18 protein-coding genes and 1 tRNA gene are annotated in these 25,364 nt (G+C 49.8%); 9 read left to right on the top strand and 10 right to left on the bottom strand.

Annotated features, from left to right (window positions below; translation table 11 throughout):
* Positions 1-2: 2 nt before the first annotated feature.
* Positions 3-1,052, bottom strand: a complete 1,050-nt coding sequence (gene glnL / locus RFN81_RS18220; protein ID WP_264497157.1) for a nitrogen regulation protein NR(II) — start codon at positions 1,050-1,052, stop codon at positions 3-5.
* Positions 1,053-1,266: 214 nt separating this feature from the next.
* Positions 1,267-2,676 carry a glutamate--ammonia ligase gene (glnA, locus tag RFN81_RS18215; protein ID WP_264497156.1) on the bottom strand — a complete coding sequence of 470 codons (1,410 nt, stop codon included), beginning with the start codon at positions 2,674-2,676 and terminating at the stop codon, positions 1,267-1,269.
* Between the two features lie 369 nt (positions 2,677-3,045).
* Between glnA and typA the strand changes: the two genes are divergently transcribed.
* From typA to fabY, 4 genes are all read left to right on the top strand, one after another.
* On the top strand, positions 3,046-4,869 hold the full coding sequence (gene typA, locus RFN81_RS18210; RefSeq protein ID WP_264497155.1) for a ribosome-dependent GTPase TypA: 1,824 nt from the start codon (positions 3,046-3,048) through the stop codon (positions 4,867-4,869).
* A gap of 161 nt (positions 4,870-5,030) precedes the next feature.
* A complete protein-coding gene (gene yihX / locus RFN81_RS18205) occupies positions 5,031-5,639 on the top strand; it encodes a glucose-1-phosphatase (RefSeq protein ID WP_264497154.1) in 609 nt (202 codons plus the stop codon).
* Positions 5,640-5,703: 64 nt separating this feature from the next.
* On the top strand, positions 5,704-6,141 hold the full coding sequence (gene dtd / locus RFN81_RS18200; protein WP_264497153.1) for a D-aminoacyl-tRNA deacylase: 438 nt from the start codon (positions 5,704-5,706) through the stop codon (positions 6,139-6,141).
* A gap of 108 nt (positions 6,142-6,249) precedes the next feature.
* Positions 6,250-7,191 carry a fatty acid biosynthesis protein FabY gene (fabY, locus tag RFN81_RS18195; RefSeq protein WP_264497152.1) on the top strand — a complete coding sequence of 314 codons (942 nt, stop codon included), beginning with the start codon at positions 6,250-6,252 and terminating at the stop codon, positions 7,189-7,191.
* A 115-nt stretch (positions 7,192-7,306) separates the two neighbouring features.
* On the opposite strand, the gene RFN81_RS18190 is transcribed toward fabY, so the two are convergent.
* From RFN81_RS18190 to gmk, 6 genes are all read right to left on the bottom strand, one after another.
* Positions 7,307-8,998 carry an AsmA family protein gene (locus tag RFN81_RS18190; protein WP_264497151.1) on the bottom strand — a complete coding sequence of 564 codons (1,692 nt, stop codon included), beginning with the start codon at positions 8,996-8,998 and terminating at the stop codon, positions 7,307-7,309.
* A gap of 157 nt (positions 8,999-9,155) precedes the next feature.
* The gene (locus RFN81_RS18185) at positions 9,156-10,544 is read right to left on the bottom strand and encodes a uracil-xanthine permease family protein (protein ID WP_264497150.1); all 1,389 of its coding nucleotides are present in this window, start codon (positions 10,542-10,544) and stop codon (positions 9,156-9,158) included.
* A 211-nt stretch (positions 10,545-10,755) separates the two neighbouring features.
* Positions 10,756-12,837, bottom strand: a complete 2,082-nt coding sequence (gene recG, locus RFN81_RS18180) for an ATP-dependent DNA helicase RecG (protein ID WP_264497149.1) — start codon at positions 12,835-12,837, stop codon at positions 10,756-10,758.
* A gap of 202 nt (positions 12,838-13,039) precedes the next feature.
* A complete protein-coding gene (gene spoT, locus RFN81_RS18175) occupies positions 13,040-15,139 on the bottom strand; it encodes a bifunctional GTP diphosphokinase/guanosine-3',5'-bis pyrophosphate 3'-pyrophosphohydrolase (protein ID WP_264497148.1) in 2,100 nt (699 codons plus the stop codon).
* Positions 15,140-15,157: 18 nt separating this feature from the next.
* A complete protein-coding gene (gene rpoZ, locus RFN81_RS18170) occupies positions 15,158-15,433 on the bottom strand; it encodes a DNA-directed RNA polymerase subunit omega (protein ID WP_264497147.1) in 276 nt (91 codons plus the stop codon).
* A gap of 53 nt (positions 15,434-15,486) precedes the next feature.
* The gene (gmk, locus tag RFN81_RS18165; RefSeq protein ID WP_264497146.1) at positions 15,487-16,110 is read right to left on the bottom strand and encodes a guanylate kinase; all 624 of its coding nucleotides are present in this window, start codon (positions 16,108-16,110) and stop codon (positions 15,487-15,489) included.
* 318 nt (positions 16,111-16,428) lie between these two features.
* Between gmk and ligB the strand changes: the two genes are divergently transcribed.
* The 3 genes from ligB (at position 16,429) to RFN81_RS18150 (ending at position 20,260) form a co-directional block, all read left to right on the top strand.
* Complete coding sequence (gene ligB / locus RFN81_RS18160; protein ID WP_264497145.1) at positions 16,429-18,117, top strand: NAD-dependent DNA ligase LigB; 1,689 nt, start codon at positions 16,429-16,431, stop codon at positions 18,115-18,117.
* 245 nt (positions 18,118-18,362) lie between these two features.
* Entirely contained in the window at positions 18,363-20,036 is a 1,674-nt protein-coding gene (gene eptB / locus RFN81_RS18155; protein WP_264497144.1) for a kdo(2)-lipid A phosphoethanolamine 7''-transferase, read from the top strand.
* 147 nt (positions 20,037-20,183) lie between these two features.
* Positions 20,184-20,260, top strand: a tRNA-Pro gene (locus tag RFN81_RS18150).
* Positions 20,261-20,554: 294 nt separating this feature from the next.
* Here RFN81_RS18150 and RFN81_RS18145 read toward each other — a convergent pair.
* The gene (locus tag RFN81_RS18145; RefSeq protein ID WP_264497143.1) at positions 20,555-21,790 is read right to left on the bottom strand and encodes an NAD(P)/FAD-dependent oxidoreductase; all 1,236 of its coding nucleotides are present in this window, start codon (positions 21,788-21,790) and stop codon (positions 20,555-20,557) included.
* Between the two features lie 268 nt (positions 21,791-22,058).
* On the opposite strand from RFN81_RS18145, the gene pitA reads away from it, so the two are divergent.
* Positions 22,059-23,564 carry an inorganic phosphate transporter PitA gene (pitA, locus tag RFN81_RS18140; RefSeq protein WP_264497142.1) on the top strand — a complete coding sequence of 502 codons (1,506 nt, stop codon included), beginning with the start codon at positions 22,059-22,061 and terminating at the stop codon, positions 23,562-23,564.
* 85 nt (positions 23,565-23,649) lie between these two features.
* Here pitA and uspB read toward each other — a convergent pair whose 3' ends face one another.
* Positions 23,650-23,985 carry a universal stress protein UspB gene (gene uspB, locus RFN81_RS18135; RefSeq protein WP_264497141.1) on the bottom strand — a complete coding sequence of 112 codons (336 nt, stop codon included), beginning with the start codon at positions 23,983-23,985 and terminating at the stop codon, positions 23,650-23,652.
* Between the two features lie 664 nt (positions 23,986-24,649).
* Here uspB and uspA point away from each other — a divergent pair.
* The gene (gene uspA, locus RFN81_RS18130; RefSeq protein ID WP_264497140.1) at positions 24,650-25,087 is read left to right on the top strand and encodes a universal stress protein UspA; all 438 of its coding nucleotides are present in this window, start codon (positions 24,650-24,652) and stop codon (positions 25,085-25,087) included.
* Positions 25,088-25,364 lie beyond the last annotated feature (277 nt).

The raw sequence follows: 25,364 nt of genomic DNA, 5'->3' as shown, positions 1-25,364 counted from the left end.
CCTCACTGGCGAATGGGCAGGTAGACCGAAAATTCGGTGTGTCCTGGCCAACTGTTGAATTCAATTTTACCGGAGTGCTGGTCGATAAGATTGCGGGCGATGGAAAGTCCTAAACCCGTTCCCCCTTCACGCCCGCTGACCATCGGGTAAAACAGTGTGTCTTGCAGTTGCGCCGGTACGCCGGGGCCGTCATCTTCCACGTCAATACGTGCAGCAAGACGATAGCGCACACCGTGTAAAGTGAGCTGAAAAGCGGTGCGGGTGCGTATCGTAATCGTGCCCCCCTCCTCACCCAGCGCCTGTAGCGCGTTGCGGGTAATATTCAGCAGTACCTGTTCAATCTGGTCTGGGTCGTGTGTTAATTCCGGTAGGCTAGGATCATAATCTTTTACTAACGTCACATTGTCTGACTTTTCCAGAGAGACGAGCTGGCAAACGCGTTCTGCGACCTGATGAATACTTTGGGTGACGTGCAGGCCGGGCTGCTGAGGCCCAAGCAGGCGATCGACCAGATTACGCAGGCGATCCGCCTGTTCAATGATAACCTTAGTATATTCTGTCAATGCTGGATCGGGCAGCGCTTTGGCGAGTAACTGCGCCGCGCCGCGCAATCCGCCGAGCGGATTTTTTATCTCATGCGCCAGGCCTCGAACCAAATCACGGGCTGCCTGCTGTTGCGCATGTTGAAGCTGTTCCTGACTGAGGCGCCGCTGATTATCCATCGGTGCCATTTCCAGCAGGATAAAATTGTTTTGTACTCGCTGCGCGGTGAGCGACATGATGTGCGCTTTACCATCTACGACGAGAGTGACTTCGTTGTCCGTAAAACCTTGCCCAGAATCCAGGCTTTCACGTAGTAAATCGATATTCAGGGAAAAGTATCCCAGCAAATCCGGCAACGGCGTGCCAGACAATTTACGTGAGCTTTGCGCCAATAATTGCTGCGCTGCCGGATTGGAATAGTGAATCGCCAGATCGTTATCCAGCAATAAGATGCTGTTTATCAGAGAATTTAGGATCTGCCCAGCATCGGGCAGCGTGCCTGTTGCCATAACGCAGACTCCCGCACCGTCGTGGTGCATTGTAGTTTGGATGATGGATGTTTTATCGTATCGGCTAACGCCGATAGTGAAAAAAACCCATCCGAAGATGGGATGAAGCGCTCCTCGACAACAAGAATAAGCTGCTAACTCTATTGCTGGTTACCGATTATGGTTGGGTATCAAGATACCCAACCACGCTGGCGTAGAAATTACATGTTTGAGTTTAGACGCTGTAGTACAGCTCGAATTCAACAGGGTGCGGCGTCATGCGAACGCGATTCAACTCTGCTTTACGCAATTCGATGTAAGCATCAATTGCATCGTCAGTGAACACACCGCCACGAGTCAGGAATTCGCGATCTTCATTCAATGCATCCAACGCTTCTTCCAAAGAACCGGCCACTTTTGGAATCTCTGCTTCTTCTTCTGGCGGCAGGTCATAGAGGTTTTTATCCATCGCATCGCCAGGGTGGATTTTGTTGATGATGCCGTCGAGGCCAGCCATCAGCAGCGCGGCGAAACACAGGTACGGGTTGGCTGCTGGATCCGGGAAGCGCGCTTCGATACGACGTGCTTTCGGGCTGGCAACAACCGGGATACGGATTGAAGCGGAACGGTTACGGGCAGAGTAAGCCAGCATAACTGGGGCTTCGTAGCCTGGGACCAGACGCTTGTAGGAATTGGTGGTCGGGTTCGCCAAGGCGTTGATGGCTTTAGCATGTTTGATGACGCCGCCGATGTAGAACAGCGCAGTTTCAGACAGGCCGCCGTATTTGTCGCCGGCGAACAGGTTAGTACCGTCTTTAGACAGCGACATGTGGCAGTGCATACCAGAGCCGTTATCACCAAATATCGGTTTTGGCATGAAAGTCGCGGTTTTGCCGTAAGCATTTGCGACGTTATGCACGACATATTTGTAGATCTGAATTTCGTCAGCTTTTTTGGTCATCGTGTTGAAGCGAGTGGCTACTTCGTTCTGACCGGCTGTCGCAACTTCGTGGTGGTGAGCTTCAACAACCAGACCCATTTGCTCCATGGTCAGACACATAGCAGAACGGATGTCCTGTGATGAATCGACAGGGGGAACCGGGAAGTAACCGCCTTTCACACCAGGACGGTGGCCTTTGTTGCCGCCTTCGTATTCTTTACTGGAGTTCCAGCAGGCTTCGATATCGTCAATTGCCACATGAGAACCGGAAATGCTGCTGCCGAAACGGATATCGTCAAACAGGAAAAACTCGGGTTCAGGCCCGAACAGGACAGTATCGGCAATGCCTGAAGAACGCAGGAAATCTTCCGCACGTTTAGAGATTGAACGCGGGTCGCGGTCATAGCCCTGCATGGTGCCTGGCTCAAGAATGTCACAACGGATGATCAGTGTAGTGTCTTCATAGAAGGGATCGATCATCGCGGTGCTGGCATCGGGCATCAGAACCATGTCTGATTCATTAATTCCTTTCCAGCCGCCAATCGAAGAACCATCAAACATCTTACCTTCTTCAAAAAAGTCGGCATTAACTTGATGAGCCGGAATGGTGACGTGCTGTTCTTTACCTTTGGTATCCGTGAAGCGTAGGTCAACAAACTTCACTTCATGCTCATTCAGCATCGTCAAAACATGTTCTGCGGACATACTGGGTTCTCCCGATTGGTCATTTATCGTCTTGGAACGAATATCGTTGTGGATTGATGTTGTTGCCATGAGTAGACTAAAGCTAAAAGTGTGCCAACTTTTTAAAAACGTGCAATGTGTTGCTACTTGGGACTTTCTAACAAAAACGCATTGCACCATTGTAGCTTAAAGCACCAAAATGGTGCTCTGTATGTGAATGTTTGCACTAAATTAGTGCGTCAGTGTTCGCTCGTAGCGCTATTGCACCGTGAAAGGGATCACAAAGCAGGCAGCTCTAGGTTGTTTACCATAGAGGCTTGTGATCTTGTTTAGTCCCTCGCTTAATACGTGTACAATAGCGCGCTATTTCTAAATGCCTGAGGCAAAGCTGTGATCGAAAATTTGCGTAACATCGCCATTATTGCGCACGTTGACCATGGGAAAACCACCCTGGTTGACAAACTGTTGCAACAATCCGGAACGTTCGGTGAACGTGTCGAAGCAACTGAGCGTGTAATGGACTCCAACGATTTGGAGAAAGAGCGTGGAATTACCATCCTCGCAAAAAATACCGCCATTAATTGGAAAGATTACCGTATTAATATCGTCGATACCCCGGGGCACGCCGATTTCGGCGGCGAGGTCGAACGTGTTATGTCGATGGTGGACTCGGTACTGCTGGTTGTGGATGCGATGGATGGCCCAATGCCGCAAACGCGTTTCGTGACCAAAAAAGCCTTTGCCAACGGTCTGAAACCGATTGTGGTTATCAACAAAGTTGACCGGCCTGGCGCACGTCCTGACTGGGTTGTCGATCAGGTATTTGACCTGTTTGTTAACCTGGATGCGACCGATGAACAATTAGATTTCCCGATCATTTATGCGTCTGCGTTGAATGGTATCGCCGGTCTTGACCATAACGATATGGCGGAAGACATGACGCCGTTGTATCAGGCGATCGTCGATCACGTGTCTCCGCCTCAGGTTGAGATAGATGCGCCGTTCCAGATGCAGATCTCACAGTTGGATTACAACAACTACGTTGGCGTTATCGGTATTGGCCGTATTAAGCGTGGTAAAGTTAAACCGAACCAACAAGTGACTATTGTTGATAGCGAAGGCAAAACACGCAACGGTAAAGTTGGTAAAGTTCTGACCCACCTAGGGTTAGAGCGTATTGATGCAGCGGAAGCGGAAGCGGGCGATATCATCGCAATCACCGGTCTGGGTGAGTTGAATATTTCCGATACCATCTGCGATCCGCAGAATGTCGAAGCGTTGCCCGCGCTAAGCGTTGATGAACCTACCGTTACCATGTTTTTCAACGTCAATACGTCGCCATTTTGTGGTAAAGAAGGCAAGTTCGTTACATCACGCCAGATTCTGGAACGTTTGAAAAAAGAGCTGGTACACAATGTGGCGTTGCGCGTTGAAGAAACAGAAGATGCCGATGCATTTCGCGTTTCCGGTCGTGGTGAACTGCACCTGTCGGTTTTGATCGAAAACATGCGTCGTGAAGGGTTTGAGCTGGCCGTATCACGTCCGAAGGTCATTAACCGCGTTATCGATGGTCGTAATCAAGAACCATTTGAAAACGTGACGCTGGACATCGAAGAACAGCACCAGGGTGCGGTGATGCAAGCGATGGGTGAGCGTAAAGGGGATGTGAAAGATATGATCCCTGATGGCAAGGGTCGTATTCGTCTGGATTACCTGATCCCTGCTCGCGGTCTCATCGGTTTCCGTACTGAATTCATGACCATGACGTCAGGAACCGGTTTACTGTACTCCACGTTCAGCCACTACGATGACGTGCGTCCAGGTGAAATTGGCCAGCGTCAGAATGGCGTTCTGATTTCCAATGGTCAGGGTAAAGCGGTCGCGTTTGCGCTGTTCAGCCTGCAAGATCGCGGTAAGTTGTTCATCGGACATGGTGCTGAAGTGTATGAAGGCCAGATCATTGGTATTCACTCACGCTCTAACGACCTGACAGTAAACTGTCTGACCGGTAAAAAGCTGACCAACATGCGTGCATCGGGTACTGATGAAGCCACGACACTGGTTCCGCCGATCAAAATGTCTTTGGAGCAAGCGTTGGAGTTCATTGATGACGATGAGCTCGTTGAGGTTACGCCGCAGTCTATTCGTATTCGTAAACGTCATCTAACCGAAAACGATCGTAAACGCGCTAGCCGCGGCAGCAAAGACGTCTAATGTCAGACGGATTGATTTTTTGATGCAACAGGGCACTTTGGGTGCCCTGAGTTGTATGTCATTTCCCTCGGTTTAATCTTTCCTTTTTATCAGAAACCTGTTCAGTTTTGCCATTTCCCGCTACAGTGAAAATCCTAGGAAGACTTCTGGAGGTCGCTGCCATGCTGTATATCTTTGATTTGGGAAACGTCGTCATTGATATTGATTTTAAAAGGGTATTAGGCGTCTGGAGTCATCTGAGCCGCGTACCGCTCGCAACGTTGCAAGCGCGCTTTGTTATGGGTGAAGCGTTTGAACAGCATGAAAGGGGGGAAATTAGCGATGAAGAATTCAGCGCAAGACTGTGTCAGGAAATGGATATCACTCTGAGTTTCGAGCAATTTTCCACAGGTTGGCAGGCTATTTTTGTGGGGTTGCGTCCTGAGGTTATCGACATTATGCTGCGCTTGCGTCAGGAAGGGCATCGTGTCGTCATTCTCTCGAATACCAATCAGCTTCACTGTTCACACTGGCCGTCGCTTTTCCCTGAAGTGGAAGCCGCGGCTGACCGGCTTTATCTGTCACAAGAGATAGGCTTACGTAAGCCAGAGCTGGCGATCTATCAACATGTGCTGACGCAGGAGGGTGTGACGCCTGCACAGGCGGTATTTTTCGACGACAATACTGCGAACATTGACGCGGCGCAGCGTTTAGGCATTCACAGTATTCTGGTGACCGATCGCCAGGTGGTGCCGAATTTTTTTGCTACACAGGCGGCGGTTAAAGCATGATTTATATTGCAAAGGGGGAGACGACCCCAATTGGGAATGATGACATCGGGAGTCGTTGGGTTTTATGATTGCGTTAATTCAGCGTGTATCCAGCGCCAGCGTTACAGTAGCAGGCAGTGTAGTTGGGGAAATAGATAAAGGCTTGCTGATCTTTCTAGGGGTCGAACGGGGCGATGACGAGCAAAAAGCCACACGACTCTGCAAGCGCGTATTGGGTTACCGGGTTTTCAGCGACGATGACGGAAAAATGAATCTCAATGTTCGTCAGGCCGGCGGCAATGTGCTAGTGGTTTCGCAGTTTACGCTGGTGGCGGATACGCAACGTGGCATGCGGCCCGGTTTTTCTCGAGGAGCGCTTCCCGCTGAGGCCGATCGTCTCTATCAGTATTTTATCGGCCAGTGTCGTGAACAAGGGGTTCACACACAAACCGGCCAGTTTGCAGCGGATATGAAAGTGGCGCTGGTGAATGACGGCCCGGTGACGTTTTGGCTACAGGCCTAATGACGTATTGGCAAGTTCTAGCGAGGTTGCTGCGTTATGCAGAAATCTGTCAGCGGTCCGCTCTTATGAACCGGGATTTGTTCATGGTGTCAGTATGGAGGGAGGAGTATGTATCATCTGAGAGTGCCTGAAAGCCCGGAGGAACTGGATGCGTACTATCAATTCCGCTGGGAAATGCTGCGTAAACCTCTGCGTCAACCGCTTGGTTCCGAGCGCGATGCCTACGATGCTCTGGCACATCACCAAACCGTAGTGAATGAACACGGAAATCTGGTCGCTATTGGGCGTCTTTCTATCAATGCCGATAATGAAGCGGCAATTCGTTTTTTAGCGGTTCACCCCGATGTGCGAGGGAAAGGGTTAGGAACGTTGCTAGCGATGACCCTGGAGTCCGTTGCGCGTCAGGAAGGTGTTAAACGCGTGGTATGTAGCGCCCGCGAAGACACTATTGGCTTCTTCGCCAAACTGGGGTTCATTAATCAGGGAGAGATCGCCGCACCACAAACAACGCCTGTGCGGCATTTCCTGATGATTAAACCCGTGGCGACACTGGATGATATTTTGCATCGCCCCGACTGGTGCGGGCAATTGCAGCAGGCTTGGTACGATCATATCCCGTTGAGTGAGAAGATGGGGGTGCGTATAAACCAGTACACTGGAAAAAAATTTATCACTACCATGCCTGAAACGGGAAACCAGAACCTACACCATACGCTTTTTGCTGGTAGCTTATTTTCTCTCGCGACGCTGACCGGATGGGGATTAATCTGGCTATTACTGCGAGAACGGCATCTCGGCGGAACGATTGTTCTGGCGGATGCTCATATTCGATACAGTATGCCGATGAGTGGCCGCCCTAGCGCTGTTGCCGATTTAGGGTCACTAAGTGGCGACTTGGACCGCCTTGCTCGTGGGCGCAAGGCGCGAGTACAGCTTAACGTTGAACTCTTCGGTGATGATAATAAGGGAGCGCTATTTGACGGCGTTTATATTGTGTTGCCAGTCAAACCAGATACGCCGTTGGAAGACGGTGGCTCCGAAGTGAATTAACAGCCACGCCGCGCGATCAAGGTTTCCCATTAATTATGTTCCACATACAAAGCCGATCAACGTGGCGGTGAGTTTAACGTTCGTAATCTAACACGACCTTGTGCCAACCTGACACCTATGGAGTTTCTGTCACGACCCCCTGGCGCATTTGTTGTCTGACGGTCTGGCCATTGCTATCTACGCCTTGCAACGTACCGTTTAGCGTTGGTTTTAGCGGTGTATCGGCGGCAAGCCTTCCGGTCAACTGTAATTGCAGATTCATGTTATCTGTCGGTGCGGTTGAAGAAACTGGCCACCCCCAACGTGTCAGAACCTCCAGCGGTACGGCACGTCCTGTCAGTGACAGGGAGAAATTGCGTGCTGGTTGCTGGCTAATAGTCGCTTTCGCTTCCAGCAGGCCATTTTGGGTAAAAGCGCTGAGTTCGTTAATCGCGATCTGATTATTATCGGCGGCTAGCGCAATTGAGGGTCGGCGAACATCAGCCTTATTAAAGGTCGCATCGCTGGCATTAAAATTCAGCGATCCTGCCCATATTCCCCACTGATGGTCACGGGCTAAGAGCAAATCACTTCCGTAGCCATCCAACGCCGTGAGCTGGAAGGGAAAGTTCGGATTGATATCGATCAGTAGGTTACGATTCGCCGTAAATTTTTGTACATTGATTTCAGCCAACCATGATGGCAGCGTTGTTTGCCAGCGCTGACGCCAGTCACTTGGTAAGGTGTACTCCATACCGGCAATAACCAATTCATCCAGTTGCAATCGTCGATGGCTACGCTGCCAACTGCCGTTGGTTCGCAGTAAACCGCCTTCCCAGCGAGTGGAAAACTGCTTGATGTCAACGCCCTCCGGTGACAAATCAAGATTTACGATAGGGTCAATAAGATGCATGTTGCCGTTGACGATATCGGTTGCATTAAATGATAACGACCCGCCTTCGCTCTGCCAGTCATTCTGCTTAAATGTGACGTTTTGCAACGCAACATCAAGATCAATAAATGCCCACCCTGGCCCTTCAATTCGGGCATCGATGAGATCAAAGCGATTAACCGTTACGGAAGGTAGTTCGGTAATCGGTTGCCAGAATGCTGCGGGTGTTTTTTGTGTTTGCAAGCGCACATTACTGAGTCGGAGATTATCAATATTCCAACTACCGTCTTCTGCGCGGCTCGCGTTGCCGGTGAGCTGCCCCTGAGCGACATCGGCGCCAAAATTACTCAGAATCAATCGGCTATGGTCGATCTCCCCTTGAACCAAAACCTGGCTGGCGGGGATACCATTGAGTTCGAGTGAGCGGGCGCTGAGCTGAAACTGCCCTTGTTTGCCTAAGAGATAACCAGCTTCAGGTTGCCAGGGTACGATTCCGCCGCTGATCTGTTGACCGTTAAGATGCAAATCGCCATCTTTAGCCTGCAATGCCATAGTGCGCAGTTGCAACACATCGGCTTCGATAGGTAGCGTGGCGGCTTGTGAGGACAGATTTAGCGTGCCGCCTTCCAGTTCCAAGCTGGCAAAGTGACGCGGATTGGTTATTTGGCGCGCGCTGAATCCGGCTGAGATACGCTTCGCCGTGAGTGTAGGTGGCTGGTTTTTCTGGCCGAAACTGACGTCGGTAAGTTGGATATGATCGATTGATGACCAGTCATGATTAATTTTCCCCAGTGACAACTGGTAATGGGTGTTCTGATTAACCCAGTGACTCATCCAGCCCGCGGCCCAACGGGTTTGGAGTAAGACATAGAGGACTACCAGCACCAAGAAGGCCAGCAGTAGTAGAGTCAGCAATAATTTTCCGATAAATTTCATCGTATCAGTCCATGCCAATCGTCAGGGAGAACTGTTCTTATGCCGTAATTTGTCTGAAGGCTCAATAGATAATGCGGTTACTGATAGTAAAAAGCGGGCGAAAACGCAACATCGCCCGCGTTTACATAAACCGAACAGAAATTATTGCGAACCCGCGCTATTTTTCTTCACGCGGGAAGATCAAATTCAGCACAATCGCCGTAATCCCACCCGCAGCGATGCCGGAAGAGAGTAAGGTTTTAATCCACTCTGGCGCAAATTGTAGAATCAATGGTTGCTGCGATACGCCAAGGCCAATAGCCAGAGATAGCGCGATGATCATAATTGCGCGACGATTCAGGGGCTCGCTGGAAACAATACGCACGCCAGAAGCGGCGATCGTACCAAACATCACGATAGTCGCGCCGCCCAAAACCGGCTCTGGGATATGCTGTACAAATCCACTAACGGCAGGGAATAACCCTAGGGCGATTAGCATCAGTGACACCACGAAGCCAACGTAGCGGCTGGCTACCCCGGTAAGCTGAATCACGCCGTTATTTTGACCAAAGCAGGAATTAGGAAAGGTGTTGAATATGGCGGAAATGCAGGAGTTCAAGCCGTTCGCCAGTACGCCGCCTTTCAAGCGTTTCATGTACAGCGGGCCCCTGACCGGTTGCTCTGAAACGTCGGAGGTGGCAGTAATATCACCGATGGTTTCTAGCGATGTCACCATGAAAACCAGCATCAGTGGGATCAGCAAGTTCCAGTCAAATCCCAAACCGTAATACAGCGGTGTAGGCACCATGATGGTAGCACTGTGCTGTACCGACGTCTTTTCTGGCAGCATTCCCATCAACCAGGCACCCAGATAGCCCACAGCCATGGCGATCACCAGCGAGGCGACGCGTAAGTAAGGGTTGCGCTGGCGGTTAAGCAGAATAATGACCAACAGCACCATGCCTGCTAAGAGTAAATTCTTGGGGGCGCCGAAAGTATTGTTCCCCATCGCGGCATAGCCGCCGCCGATAGACGTCAGGCCAACCTGAATCAGCGAAAGACCAATGATCATCACCACAATACCGGAAACCAGCGGGGTAATGATGCGGCGAGTCAAGTGCAGGAAGCGTGAAAGTATGATTTCGGTGAACGACGCGACCATCAATGTACCGAACAGCGCAGCCATCATTGTGGGAATATCCGCGCCCCCGTTTTTCAGCGCTAATCCGCCCATTATCAACGGTGTTACAAAGTTGAAGCTCGTGCCTTGAATAGACAACAGACCAGAACCAACGGGACCCCAGGTTTTGATTTGTAAAATAGAGGCCAGACCGGAAGCGAAAAGCGACATGCTGATAATATGTTGCGTATCCTGAGCGGGGAGACCTAACGCCTGACAGATCAGCAACGCGGGGGTAATCACGGCGACAAACATGGCTAATAGGTGCTGGCTTGCGGCGAACAGCGTTTGTGGCAGAGGAGGCCTGTCTTCGAGGCGATAGATGAGTTCACTGCGCTGAGGTGTGGTAGCGGCTTCTGTTTGGGGCGTTTCCGTGGTGGTAGTCATGATGTTAGTTGGCGTTCCTGAAACGACAAAGTGCGCATTTTAATGATCTCTTTGTCGAAAGCAAACGTTTGCTAATTCAGCGCGTCGTAGTAAATCGCGCTTTGTGCATAAAAATCACCAATTCAAACGGTTAGGGTAAGAATGTCGCAAGTTGTCGGGGCGCTGGAGGCATAGATTATCGGCGCCGAAAATAAGCGCATCGTTGTGAGTATCAGGCATTAGAGTAACGAGTGCGCTCGGGTAGCCAGCGTTCGATGAGCGCGCGGGCACGATCGGGATAGTGTTGATGCAGGTGACGAGCAACCCGCTGCACCTGTGGAATCAATGCCCGATCGCGTAGGAGATCGGCGACCTTGAACTCCGCGTTGCCCGTTTGCCGCGTACCTAATAATTCCCCAGGGCCACGAATTTCCAGATCGCGCTGGGCGATGATAAAACCATCATTACTATCGCGTAGAACCTGAAGCCGCTTTTGCGCTGTTTTGCTCATCGGGGTTTTGTAGAGCAGCACACAGTGAGAGGCTATGGCGCCGCGCCCGACGCGCCCACGTAATTGGTGTAATTGCGCCAGACCCAAACGCTCCGGGTTTTCAATGATCATCAGGCTGGCATTGGGTACATCCACACCGACTTCGATAACGGTTGTTGCCACTAACAGTTGCAATTCGCCCTGTTTGAAAGCCTGCATCACCGCCTGTTTTTCTTGTGCTTTCATACGTCCATGAACCAAACCCACCTTGAGATTGGGCAGTGCCGCTTTCAGCTCTTCACAGGTGGCTTCTGCCGCCTGCGCTTCCAGAAGTTCTGATTCTTCAATCAGCGTACATACCCAATAAGCCTGTCGGCCCTCTTGCTGACAGGCATGATCCACGCGCACAATAACGTCGTTGCGGCGTGAGTCCGGTATAGCAACCGTGGTGATAGGCGTTCTGCCCGGCGGTAGCTCATCAATGACGGAAGTATCCAGATCGGCATAGGCAGTCATCGCGAGCGTTCTTGGTATGGGAGTCGCTGTCATAATCAACTGGTGCGGATGAAAGCCCTGTTCTTCCCCTTTTTCCCATAACGCTAAACGTTGATGCACGCCAAAACGGTGTTGCTCATCGATAATGACTAATGCTAATCCGTTAAATTTTACCTGGTGCTGGAAAATTGCGTGTGTCCCGACAACCATCGAAACCTCACCGCCTGCGATAGCCTCCTGCTGCGCCTGGCGTGCTTTCCCTTTTTGTTTGCCAGCCAACCAGCCTACTTCTAGCCCTAGCGGTTCAAACCATTGACGGAAATTATGGGCATGCTGTTCCGCGAGTAACTCTGTTGGTGCCATGAGCGCGACCTGCTTACCGTTGGCTATCGCACGTAATGCAGCCAGCGCGGCGACCAACGTTTTCCCCGATCCCACATCGCCCTGCACAAGGCGCATCATCGGAAAATCTTGCGCCATATCGGCTTCGATTTCAGCCACGACGCGCCGTTGTGCCTGCGTGGGGGTGAACGGCAAGGCGGCGAGCAGTTGCTGCTTCAGGCCATCTTGCGCGGGTAGTGGGAACGCTTTATGCCGCTGCTCTCCAGCCCGCACGGCGAGCATACTCAGGTTATGCGCCAACAGCTCTTCCATGATCAGCCGCTGTTGCGCCGGGTGTGTCCCGTGTTCGAGTTCGCTGAGTTGCATATCCGGCGGTGGGCGATGTAACGTGCGTAGCGCATCGGGCAGACTCATGAGCGATTGGCTCAGGGATTCTGGCAGTAACTCATCAATGGGGTTAGCGTCGAGCAATGCCAGCGCCTGATCGGTGAGTTTGCGTAGCGTAGCCTGACGAATACCTTCGGTTGAGGGGTAGACTGGCGTGAGCGATTCCTGTAACTCAATCGCCGTATTGTCTCCCTGTACGCGATATTCAGGATGAATGATCTCTGCACCGATTTTCCCGCGCTTAATTTCACCATAAGCGGTAACGCGTTGACCTGGTGCGAGACTGTTTTTCATTCCTGCGTTGAAATTAAAGAAACGCAGGGTCAACATGCCGCTACCGTCACTGATTTGACAGGTCAGCATACGGCGGCGGCCAAAAGAAATGTCGTTACGTAGAATCTCGCCTTCTACGGTGGCATACATACCAGGAAGCAAGTCGCCAATCGGGTAAAGATGCGTGCGATCTTCGTAGCGTAAAGGGAGATGCAGCAGGAGATCCTGCACGGTTTCCAATCCGAGTCGTGCGAGCTTCGCTGCCTGGTTTGCACTGACGCCAGTAAGAGTGCTTAGCGGTTGGGCATTGAGCAGGAGGCCTTTCATCAGCACACCGTCGATTGCATCATGGCCCACCGCGTGGTATCTGCAATAATTGGGCCTTGGTCGTTAACACTGGCGGTATTCGCAGCGTGGGCAATGGCAGACATCTTATGGCGTTTATGCACCCGATTCATGCAAACCATCAGGTCAGGTTGATGGCCGACCAACATTTTTTTAAGGTGTGCATGTTGAGGCGTCATGGCGGCTAATTTCGATTACGGGTAACTTTGATGACATCCGGCATGACGCGAATCTTGCGCATAATATTAGCAAGATGAATGCGATCGACGGTAGTTAGGCGAATAAAGGCGCTGTAGACGCGGCCGTCTTTCTCTTCCGTGTTAATACTCTGAATATTGGAATTAGCGGCATTAATCGCTGCCGTTAGATTCGCCAGCGCGCCTTGGTGGTTAAACATATCCACTTTAATTTCGGCGATGAACTCCTGTTCTGTTACCTTGTCCCATTCGACCGCCATGAATTTTTCCGGTTCTTTCTGATAGCCACGGATATTGCGACAGGATTCATGGTGTATCACCAGCCCTTTACCGGGGCTGACGTGGGCGATAATTGGATCGCCAGGGATGGGACGGCAGCATTTGGCAAAGGAAATCATCACGCCATCCGCGCCTTTAATCGGCAGCTTGCGTATCCCTGTAGTGCCCAGTTCAGCGTGCTCATTTAGCAGGTTTTTCGCCACCACGACGCTCATGGCATTACCCATACCAATTTCCGCCATCAGGTCGTCCAACGTCGCGAGTTTCATGCGATCGAGCTCAAGCTGAATCGACTTTTCTGGAATGTCAGAAAGTTTGTGGCCATTACCTAACGCGTGGTTGAGAAGGCGACGACCAAGGCTCACGGAATCATCACGCTTGAGATTTTTCAGCATCTGACGGATCTTGGAACGTGCTCTGGAGCTAACGACAAAATTAAGCCATGCGGCATTCGGCCTGGCACCCGGCGCGGTAATAATTTCAACGGTTTGCCCACTAGAAAGCGACTGGGATAGCGGATAAGGCTGATGATCGACGCGTGCGCCGACACAGGCGTGACCGATATCGGTATGTACCGCATAGGCGAAATCAACAGCCGTTGCACCCGCGGGGAGTTCTACGATGCGCCCTTCCGGCGTAAAGACATACATCTCGTCAGGAAAGAGGTCTGACTTCACGCTTTCGATAAATTCGAATGAACTGCCGGCACTTTGCTGAAGTTCCAACAGGCTTTGCATCCAGCGTTGAGCACGGACCTGCGCGGTAGTACTACTCTCGCCTTCTTTATAGGCCCAGTGCGCCGCTACGCCCATTTCCGCCATTTGATCCATGTCGTCGGTGCGAATCTGAACTTCGACCGGCACGCCATGCGGTCCAATCAGCGAGGTGTGCAATGATTGATAGCCATTGGCTTTAGGGATGGCGATATAGTCTTTGACTCGACCTGGACGCGGTTTATACAGGCTGTGAACCTGACCAAGCACGCGATAGCAGGTATCGACTTCTTTTACGATCACCCGAAACGCATAAATATCCATAATGGAATGGAAACGCTGTTCTTTCAGGTGCATTTTGCAGTAAATAGAATAGAGATGTTTCTCACGTCCACTGACGCGACTGGCAATTCCGGCTTCCTTTAAACGCCCTTCAATTTCCGACAGGATTTTCTGAATCATTTCCTTACGGTTACCGCGTGCGGCCTTGACGACCTCTTTAATGACGCGATAGCGATTCGGATACAACGCTTCGAACCCCAGCTCTTCCAACTCGGTTTTGAGGTGGTGAATACCGAGTCGATGCGCCAATGGGCTGTATATTTCCAGCGTTTCGCGCGCGATACGGCGGCGCTTATCCGGGCGTAATGAACCCAGCGTGCGCATGTTGTGAGTTCTGTCTGCGAGTTTGATCAAGATAACGCGAATGTCTTGTACCATCGCCATGATCATTTTGCGAAAGTTTTCAGCCTGCGCTTCTTTCTTATCGCGGAACTTCAGCTTGTCCAACTTAGACACGCCTTCTACCAGTTCAGCAACGCTTTTACCAAAAAGTTGCTCCATGTCCTGATAGGTGGCGGGGGTATCTTCGATAACATCATGCAGCAGCGCCGCCATCAGCGTTTCGTAATCGAGACGCATCTCCGCCAAAATACAGGCGACGGCCACAGGATGCGTGATATAGGGTTCACCGCTGGAGCGAGTCTGCCCCTCGTGAGCATCACGTGCAACCAAGTAAGCCTGCTGCAACCGTTTAATCTGGTCTTCAGGCAGATAACGCTGGATCAGCAGATTAAGGCTTTCAAAAATATACAAGGGCGACTCGTGGCGTGATTAACGACGACCTTCAGCAATCGCGGTAACCGCCTGAATCTCTGCGGCTTCTTGCTCTTGCTGTTCCTGACGATCGCGGACATCCAGAATCTGGTTGTTGATCAACCCTTCTTCGATTTCACGCAATGCGATCACGGTGTACTTATCGTTTTCTTCAGGAACTAACGGATCTTTGCCGCCGATCTGGATTTGACGGGCGCGACGAGCAGCGACCAACACCAGGTCAAAACGATTACCAATTTTCTCTACAGCGTCTTGAACAGTTACGCGTGCCATAATGTGCTACTCCACAGGAAATAAAATGACTGGGCATCATACTGAAAGAGGCCTCAGTCTGCCAATAGTTTGGTGATTAATGCATCATGCCGAACCTTTTGCCGATTTAGGCGTAAACGTTCGGCGCGGATAATTGTTTTCAGATCGAGTAATGCCAAATCGAAATCATCATTGACAATTAAGTAATCATACTCGCCGTAGTGCGTCATTTCAGCCACTGCCTGAGACATACGGCGGGCGATCACTTCATCACTGTCTTGCCCGCGACCACGCAGGCGGCGCACCAACTCTTCCTTTGACGGCGGCAGTATGAAAATACTGCGTGCGTGTGGCATTTTGGCCCGAATTTGTTTGGCACCTTGCCAGTCAATATCGAGAAAAACATCAACGCCAGTCGCTAATACCTGCTCAATTGCCAATCGAGAGGTGCCGTAGTAATTGCCAAAAACTTCGGCGTACTCCAAGAATTCATTATCCCGAATCATACGCTTAAATTCATCTTCTTCGACGAAGAAATAGTGCTCGCCGTGGTTCTCCCCCGGCCGTTTAGCTCGGGTAGTATGCGAAATCGACACCTGAGTGTCGTACAGCGGCTGGGTTTTTAATAACGCCTGAATCAGGCTGGATTTCCCAGCCCCGCTGGGAGCAGAAACGATATATAACGTGCCTTGAGCCATAGTGAAGTTTTATTAATGGTTACGATGATGAATGGTGATATGCGGCAGAAAATGCGCATTTCCCTGTATTATACACGCCTATATCCCATCAGTCGCGCTGCGATAAATTCTCCGCAAACCCCTTTTGTTATGTCATTGGGAAAACGTTTTGCCAACGTTTCCTTTTTAGATTGTGAAGCGCATTCCTGTCTTTTTTAATGCTGCTGCAAACAATGAATTATCTTGCAGTGTGTTTGGCATTTCCCTTTTTTTCGTCTCGTATTTTTCCCTCTACTCCTGTGTACTGCGGCCATTCTCGCATGGATGGTTGGAGGAACTATGTGGTTGAGAAACAGCATATTATGGATTGTTATCGTTGCTAGCGGTATCAGCCATTTTGCGGCGTTTGGCGCGTGTCCTGATTGGGACAACACGCGATCCCATAAAGAAATTGAAGCATTGCGTCAGCAATTAGAACGCTGGGATGACGCGTATTACGCCAAAGGTACAAGCCCGGTCGCGGACGATATTTACGATCAACTGCGAGAACAATTAAATCAATGGGTGAGCTGTTTTCAACCCCAAACGACGATCCCCATACCCTTACCGATTAATGGCAAACAACTTCACCCCGTCGCCCATACCGGATTGAAAAAAATGTCCGATCGCAGGCTACTGAAGTTATGGATTGATGCGCGTAAGGATGTCTGGATTCAGCCGAAAGTAGACGGTGTGGCCGTCACGCTGTTTTATCGGCATGGCAAACTTGTCTCAGCGGTTAGCCGGGGTAATGGCTTGCAGGGCGAAGATTGGACGGAAAAAGTTCGTCTAATTCCGGGAATTCCCCATTTGTTAACGGAGGCTCCTCGCTCTCTCATCTTACAAGGCGAGCTTTTCCTGAAGATGACCGATCATCGACAGAAGACTCAAGGCGGTGTTAATGCACGTTCGGTTGTGGCTGGAGAATTGCGTCGCCATCAACCATCGCCAGTATTATCGCAGATAGGCCTATTTGTCTGGGAGTGGCCCGATGGCCCAACGACGATGCCTGAAAGACTTGAGAAATTGACGAAAATGGGGTTTGCCGCGACGGCGGCTTATACACATGCTATTGCGTCATTTACAGACGCTGAGAAATGGCGACAACACTGGTATCGCAGTCCGCTACCATTTGTTACGGACGGCGTGGTAATCCGACAGGCAAAAGAACCGCAAGGGCGCTATTGGCGTGCCACATCAGCTGACTGGGCGATCGCCTGGAAATACCCACCCGTACATCACGTTACGGAAGTAGCCGATGTCGCGTTTTCTGTTGGGCGCACAGGCAAGATTGCGGTAGTGCTGAAACTGACCCCTATGAAATTGGATGACAAGTTGATCCGTCGTGTGAGTGTCGGTTCCCTGTCTCGTTGGAAGCAATGGGATGTGCTGCCCGGCGATAGGGTTAGCGTCAGCTTGGCAGGGCAAGGGATCCCTCGGTTGGATAACGTGGTATGGCGTAGCGCTGAGCGGCCTGACATCGCTTCTCCTGATGAACGTGATTTCCATGCGTTGAGTTGTTTTCACTATAGTATGGTTTGCCACCAGCAATTTCTGGCGCGCTTGGTTTGGCTAAGTGGAGAGCACGGACTCAATCTGGCCGGTGTGAGTGAAGGCGTATGGTCGCGTTTGTTGCAACATAATTTACTGGAAAACGTATTGTCGTGGTTATCGCTGACTAAAGCGCAGATTAATGCAATCAATGGCATAGGCGATAGGCGGGCAGAAGATATTTATAAGCGCTTGCAGTCAACACGACAGGTGCCGCTGTCCCAGTGGCTACTTGCGCTAGGCGTTCCGATTCCTCGTTCGGCAATTAGTGCGTTGGATCAGGTAGATTGGCTGGCATTACAGCAGCGGACGGCGCAACAGTGGAGACAATTTTCTGGTATTGGAGAACGGCGTGCCGAAGAAATTATGGCATTCATCAGGCACCCTATTATTATAGAATTCATCGCTCGCTTAGCGCGCGAGGGTATATATAACTGAGGAATGCGGTTTTCAAAATGGGTTGAGTCTGTGCCTTTGTGTTTTACGCTCGTTATCGGAAGGCTTTTTTACTATTTGCGTAGCGCGGTAATAGCGTGAATTTATAATTAGTCGGTCTGGATTTATCCATTGCGTTGCCTATAGCAGTAGTAAGTATACGTGATTATTTTTGTGGAACTCTATTGGTTCGGATGATGTCGTATAGCTTCAGAAAATAAGAAAGGCTGTTTGGGATACTTATCATAATGAAGTTCATGACTTCTTTTTCACAAACCTGGTTATCATTTTTCCTGGCACTTTATATTGGCCTTTTTCTAAATGGCTCAGTCTATTACCGACGATTTGATTATTTTTCACTCTCTGCTGGAGATCAGGTTCCAACGATTATTCCCGCTCTGGTTGAACTGACGGCAAGTGTTTTATTTACCTTTTTCCTCATGCGGGTCATTTCACTCGGAGGGCGTCGTTTTTATCAGATTATCGCTTCTCTGTTGGTGTTGATCTCTGTTGCTGCCAGTTATTACATGACATTTTTTAATGTCGTAATCGGCTATGGCATCATTGCTTCGGTCATGACTACCGATATTGACCTCTCAAAAGAAGTCGTTGGTTTCCGTTTTATTCTCTGGATGCTGGTGGTAAGCGCCTTGCCCCTGTTTTTAATTTGGACAAATTCGCTGCGCTACACCTTGCTCGAACAGATTAAATCGCCGGGAAAGCGATTAACCCCCTTTTTAGCTCTTGTCGTCGTGGTGGCGCTGGTATGGATGCCGCTCCGCTATATGGACAACATTCAGTCGAAATCCGAACGAGAATCTACTGTGGATTTGCCCAGTTATGGCGGCGTAGTTGCCCACTCTTATCTTCCCTCTAATTGGTTATCCGCATTAGGACTATTTGCATACACCAAGTATGACGAGAGTCAGGATTCTTCTAATCTCTTCGATCCGGTTCAGCATTTTACTTATGTTGCGCCCAAAGGCATCGATGATACCTACGTGATTTTTATTATTGGTGAAACAACCCGCTGGGATCATATGGGGCTGTTAGGCTATGAACGGGATACGACGCCGAAATTATCGCAAGAAAAAAATCTGGTCGCTTTCCGTGGCCAATCTTGTGATACCTCGACCAAGCTTTCCATGCGCTGTATGTTTGTGCGCGAAGGGGGGACGGAAGACAACCCACAGCGAACGTTAAAAGAACAAAATGTCTTTGCCGTCATGAAAGCGCTGGGTTTTACCTCTGAACTGTTTGCTATGCAAAGTGAAGTCTGGTTTTACAACAGCATTGAGGCCGATGATTACGCTTTCCGTGAAATGATTGCATCAGAAAAACGCAATGACGGTAAACCGGTGCAGGACATGTTGCTGGTTGATGAAGTGAAAGACTCGCTGGCACGCTACCCTAAAGGTAAGCATTTAATTGTGTTGCATACAAAGGGCTCTCATTATCTGTACTCTATGCGTTATCCCCGTAGCTATGCGCGCTATCAGCCGGAATGTATGGGGGTCGATGCCTCTTGTACGCGTGAGCAACTCATTAACGCTTTCGATAATAGCGTTCTCTATACCGATAGCTTTATTGATAGCGTGATCGATCAGGTGCGCGATAAGAAAGCGCTCGTATTTTATGCTTCCGATCATGGTGAATCGATTGATGATAATTACCATTTTCACGGCACTCCACGCCAAATGGCTCCGCCTGAGCAATTCCGCTCACCGATGATGGTATGGGCTTCGGATAAATTTCTTTCTACAAACGAGAATCTACAGGCATTTGCACAGTTGAAAGCGCAGCAGCGTGTTGGCAAGACACATCGCCACGTAGAGTTGTTTGACTCAATCCTTGGATGTTTGGGATACACATCACCTGACGGCGGCATCATCCCTAAAAATAATTGGTGCTATAGAATGTGAATCTCAAGGAAGGGGGCAGATTTTGGTTGCTCGTATAGAGATTTTGGTAACTCGTATAGAGAGTAATAACGTGATTTTGTGGTCGAAATCCTTTTGCCAAAAAGGGATTGACGCTTCAATTGGGGCGCAGTAATATGCGCCCGCATTCGGTGAGTGGCGCAGCCTGGTAGCGCACTTCGTTCGGGACGAAGGGGTCGGAGGTTCGAATCCTCTCTCACCGACCAAATCGGCTTTCGGTAGGTATCGAACATTGCCGGAAAAGAAGCTGTAAATCCTCCATTCAAGTGTTTTTTTATCGTAACGACACCCATCATCATAAAATAAACCACGTCATATCTGGTCTTCTAACCTCAGTGATGTCGTACACTTTTTTAGCAATCTGGTGAAAATCGGATACGACAACTTTTAGTACCGTATTATCTTTCCTGTATCCGTTTTTCAGCGAAAAGCCTGACGTGTAGAAAGATGGACCGCAGACTGATATGGCGATTTCTATTGATGTTTTCTAAATCTGGTTTTTAAATTTGCTTTACTTTATTTAGGTTACCCAGCGGTAGCGCCTGTGCGCAGGCCCACGCTGAGCTCCACGCCCATTGAAAGTTATAGCCGCCAAGCCAGCCAGTGACATCGACCACTTCACCGATAAAATACAACCCCGGCACGGCGGTGGCTTCCATGGTCTTGGAGGACAGTGCGCGGGTGTCAACGCCGCCAAGGGTTACCTCGGCGGTGCGGTAGCCTTCTGTGCCATTGGGTTGTACACGCCATTGTTGCAGGCTGTGTTCAATCCGTGTTCGCTGCGCGCCATTAAGCTGTTTGAGCGTGATATCCGGTAGTTGCCCTAATGCTTGCAGGCATTCGATCAGCCGTTTGGGTAACCACTGTGCCAACGTGTTTTTCAAACTCTGGTTAGGATGAGCGCTGCGTTCGTCGTTGAGGATCTGGGTGATATTGTGGTCGGGTAAAAGGTTAATAGTGACAAATTCACCTGCCTGCCAGTAACTGGAAATTTGTAAAATTGCAGGGCCGGAAAGTCCACGATGAGTAAAGAGAATGTTCTCACGGAAAGTTGTGCCGTTTTCTGCGGTAACTATGGCAGGCACGGAGACGCCGGAAAGCGTTTGCAGTTGTTCCAGCAGAGGCTTGTGCAGCGTGAATGGCACCAGAGCCGCACGGGTCGGCAGGACGTTGATGCCAAACTGTGCCGCAAGCTGGTAACCAAAGGGTGTCGCACCCAGTCCGGGCATCGACAGTCCACCGCTAGCGACAACCAGCGAGGTGCAGTGGAATGATGCCCCGTTGCTTAATCGGATGGAGAACCGTTCGCCGGTTTTTTCCACTGAAGCGACATCGCTGCGCAGACGAACCGTGACGTTAGCGCGTTCGCATTCTGTCTCCAACATAGCCACAATTTGCTGCGCAGAATCATCGCAAAAGAGTTGGCCGAGCGTTTTCTCGTGGTAGGCGATGTGATAACTGTCTACCAGGTTGAGGAAATCCCATTGGGTATAACGCGCCAATGCTGACTTACAAAAGTGAGGGTTGTCAGATAGATATGCTGATGGTTCGACATACTTATTGGTAAAATTGCAGCGACCGCCGCCGGACATCAATATTTTCCGACCCGCTTTTTTGCCGTTATCAAGCAGCAAAACACGTAACCCGCGTTGCCCCGCCTGTGCCGCACAAAACAGGCCCGCTGCGCCGGCGCCAATAATGACGGCGTCAAACCGTTCCTCTCTGCATTGATCCACTATGCATCGCTCCAATAGGTGATTAAATAGCCGCTGCTTGATGAGCCATAGGGCGGCAGATTGTAGTGTTGCTTGTTGTTCGATACCAGCGTAACCATTTGCATGTTTTAGTAAAAATATATAATCATTTGATTTTTATAGGTTAAGTGTTTTTGAAGACTATCGGAGACCTACAGTAAGTCAAAAAAATGTCATATTTCGCTTTTCCCAACCCCTGCTTGTCACCGATAATGCGCCGCGTTCATGACCACTAAATGGCCTAACGTTTATGCTACATTTATTTGCCGGACTGGATTACTACACCGGCCTGATGTTGATATTGGCTTTGTTGTTTGTACTAATGTACGAAGCCATAAATGGTTTTCACGATACGGCGAATGCCGTTGCCACTGTTATTTATACCCGCGCCATGCGCGCAGAGTTCGCTGTTGTGATGGCAGGTATCTTTAACTTTCTCGGTGTATTGCTGGGCGGCCTGAGCGTGGCCTATGCGATTGTTCACCTACTCCCCACCGATTTATTACTGAATGTGAGTTCAGCACACGGTCTGGTCATGGTGTTTTCCATGCTGCTGGCCGCCATTATCTGGAACCTCGGTACGTGGTATTTCGGTATACCTGCTTCCAGTTCTCATACATTGATCGGTTCCATTATCGGTATTGGTTTGACCAATGCGTTACTGACAAATACCTCCGTTGTTGACGCGTTGAATATCCCGAAAATGGTTAGCATTTTCCTCTCGTTATTACTCTCGCCGATAGTGGGGATGGTGATCGCCGGTTTAATGTTATTGCTGATGCGCCGATTCTGGAACAACAGTAAAAAACGTAAACGCGTGCATCTGACGCCAGTCGATCGTGAGAAACAGGATGGTAAACGAAAGCCGCCTTTCTGGACGCGTACCGCGCTGATTTTGTCGGCGGTTGGCGTGAGTTTCTCTCACGGTGCCAACGACGGTCAGAAAGGTATTGGCTTGATTATGCTGGTGTTGATTGGCGTTGCGCCTGCCGGTTTTATTGTCAACATGAATGCATCGGGTTATGACATTAGCCGCACCCGCGATGCCGTAATCAACTTGCAGGACTATTACAAGCAGCATGGAGAGGCGCTGGCGCACGTTATTGACCTGTCTCCACCGGTTATCCCTGCGACGGAAAACACGATTCCTGGTAGCAATCAAACTGAGTTCCACTGCGATAGTTCACGCGTGATGATAGCGATTGAACGTGCGCAAAATATGCTAAATAACCTGAAAAGTTATGACCAGTTGAACCCGGACGATCGTAGTCGCGCGCGCCGCCTGCTGATGTGCATCGCAGACACGATGGATCGGGTAATTAAACTGCCTGAAACGTCCGGTGATGATAAAAGCTATCTGAGCAATCTGCGTAAGGACATGCTACAGACGGTGGAGTATGCGCCTCTTTGGATTATCGTAGCGGTCGCGCTAGCGCTATCGATGGGGACGATGGTGGGCTGGAGACGCGTGGCGGTCACCATTGGCGAGAAGATTGGTAAAAAAGGGATGACCTACGCGCAAGGTGTGTCGGCACAGGTAACCGCGGCGCTATCGATTGGCGTTGCCAGCTACACGGGAATGCCGGTTTCCACTACGCACGTCTTGTCCTCGGCGGTGGCCGGTACGATGATTGCGGACGGCGGCGGCGTACAAAGCAAAACGATTAAAAGTATTCTGCTGGCCTGGGTATTGACACTGCCTGTTTCGATGCTGATGTCTGGTACGTTGTATTGGCTGGCGTTAAAGCTGATTTAGCCTCTGCCCCATTAGCACTATTTTACTTGCCAAAGAAAGGCGATTCCGTGGGGATCGCCTTTTTACGTTAGGGGCTGTACATGCCTCAATACCCGATGGCCATGGCGACCAGACTAATGACAATCAGGCCAAACAGGGCGGTTGTGAGCAAGAATTGTCCCCGTACCCGCTCACAGCGGCGGATAAATTCCGGGTCATGATGGTCAAGATAGCGCTGTGTGTAGAGGTAGCGCATCAATCGCATTTGTTTACTTGGTTGGCCGTGTGACGTAAAGAACCCGCCGCCATCGACGTATTGATAAAGTAAAGGGTCGCAGTCACGTAAGATTAGCAGTAACACGCGTAACGAAGAGTAGTATCTCGCCATGTTAATGATGCAGACAATACATAGGGCCCAGAAAAGTGCAAATGTACTAATCATGCTTCCCTCCCGGTCATTCTATTTGTCAGATAGGATCGCCATTGATTATCGTCACCCACTGTTGACCAGTGATAAACATTACGATTATCGATGATGATTATCTGCGGATGATTATGCCACGCGCTTGCGCTTGATTTTATTGTCATTCGGGTAACCATAACGTCATGGCTAGCCCCGCCCTTGCAGGGCGTAATGGATGAACCCACCACTCCCTGATTAATAGTGTAGAAGAAGATTGTTCGTTTGTGTCGGAACGGCTAACGCAGCCGATGGAAAGGACAATATGCAACAAGACCATGCCCTTTCCAGAAGGCGAAATGACACCTTCGGGCCTGAAAGACGCGGTTTCAACTACACTTAATAAGAGAATTAACTGGTTGAGCCAGAGAATCAACAGGTTTGAAAACGGGTTGTGATCGACTGAACAGTCCGATGATGTTAACGGATGCTATCGTATCTCCGTGATACATGAGGTGGCTTGAGGTTGGCATTGCCTGGCTCATTTCCGAGCCTGACCCTGAAACGTTAGCGTGTCTCATGGCGCTAAGCGCTAACTTTGTCATGCAATCCGACGCACTTAGGGTATACCATTTTCTTTTGAATAGCTGATTGGCAAGAGAAATCGCTGCCGACCCTTAATTAGTCTTACGGAAGGAGTCTTATTATGGCTTACAAACACATCCTTATTGCTGTTGATCTTTCCCCAGAAAGCAAAGTGTTAGTGGAAAAAGCCGTTTCAATGGCAAAACCGTACAACGCGAAGGTCTCGTTAATTCATGTTGATGTCAATTACTCCGACCTCTATACGGGGCTTATTGATGTTAATCTGGGCGACATGCAACAGCGTATTTCCGAAGAGACGCAGAATGCATTGAAGGATCTATCACAAAACGCCGGCTATCCCATCAGTGAGACGCTGAGTGGTAGTGGTGATTTAGGTCAGGTACTGGTTGATGCGATCAGGAAATATGATGTCGATCTTGTGATGTGTGGCCACCATCAGGACTTCTGGAGCAAACTGATGTCTTCGGCGCGCCAACTGATTAATACCGTCCATATTGATATGCTCATCGTGCCATTGCGTGATGATGAAGACGAATAAAAATTAGTTTTTTTTGCATTTTTTTTCAATGACGCAGGCATCGCTTTTAGGCGATGCCTTTTGTTATATAACAAAAACTTATGGCAGAATTTCCTTCTTAATTCCGTAAAAAACCACTCCTATCTCATTGGATTATAACGTTTATCTAGAAATAAAACGCTTGCTTAAATGCCCGGCGACAATGTTATAGTCCAAAGGACACAACATCATTTTCCCTATCCCATAAGCTTTTGCGTGTCTAAAAATAAAGAAGCAAAAAGGGAGCTTGTTCATTCAA

It is taken from the genome of Pectobacterium cacticida (assembly GCF_036885195.1).
Taxonomy (GTDB): Bacteria; Pseudomonadota; Gammaproteobacteria; order Enterobacterales; family Enterobacteriaceae; genus Pectobacterium; species Pectobacterium cacticida.
Note: the sequence above shows the minus strand (reverse complement) of the source record. Positions and strands in the feature narration are given on the sequence as shown.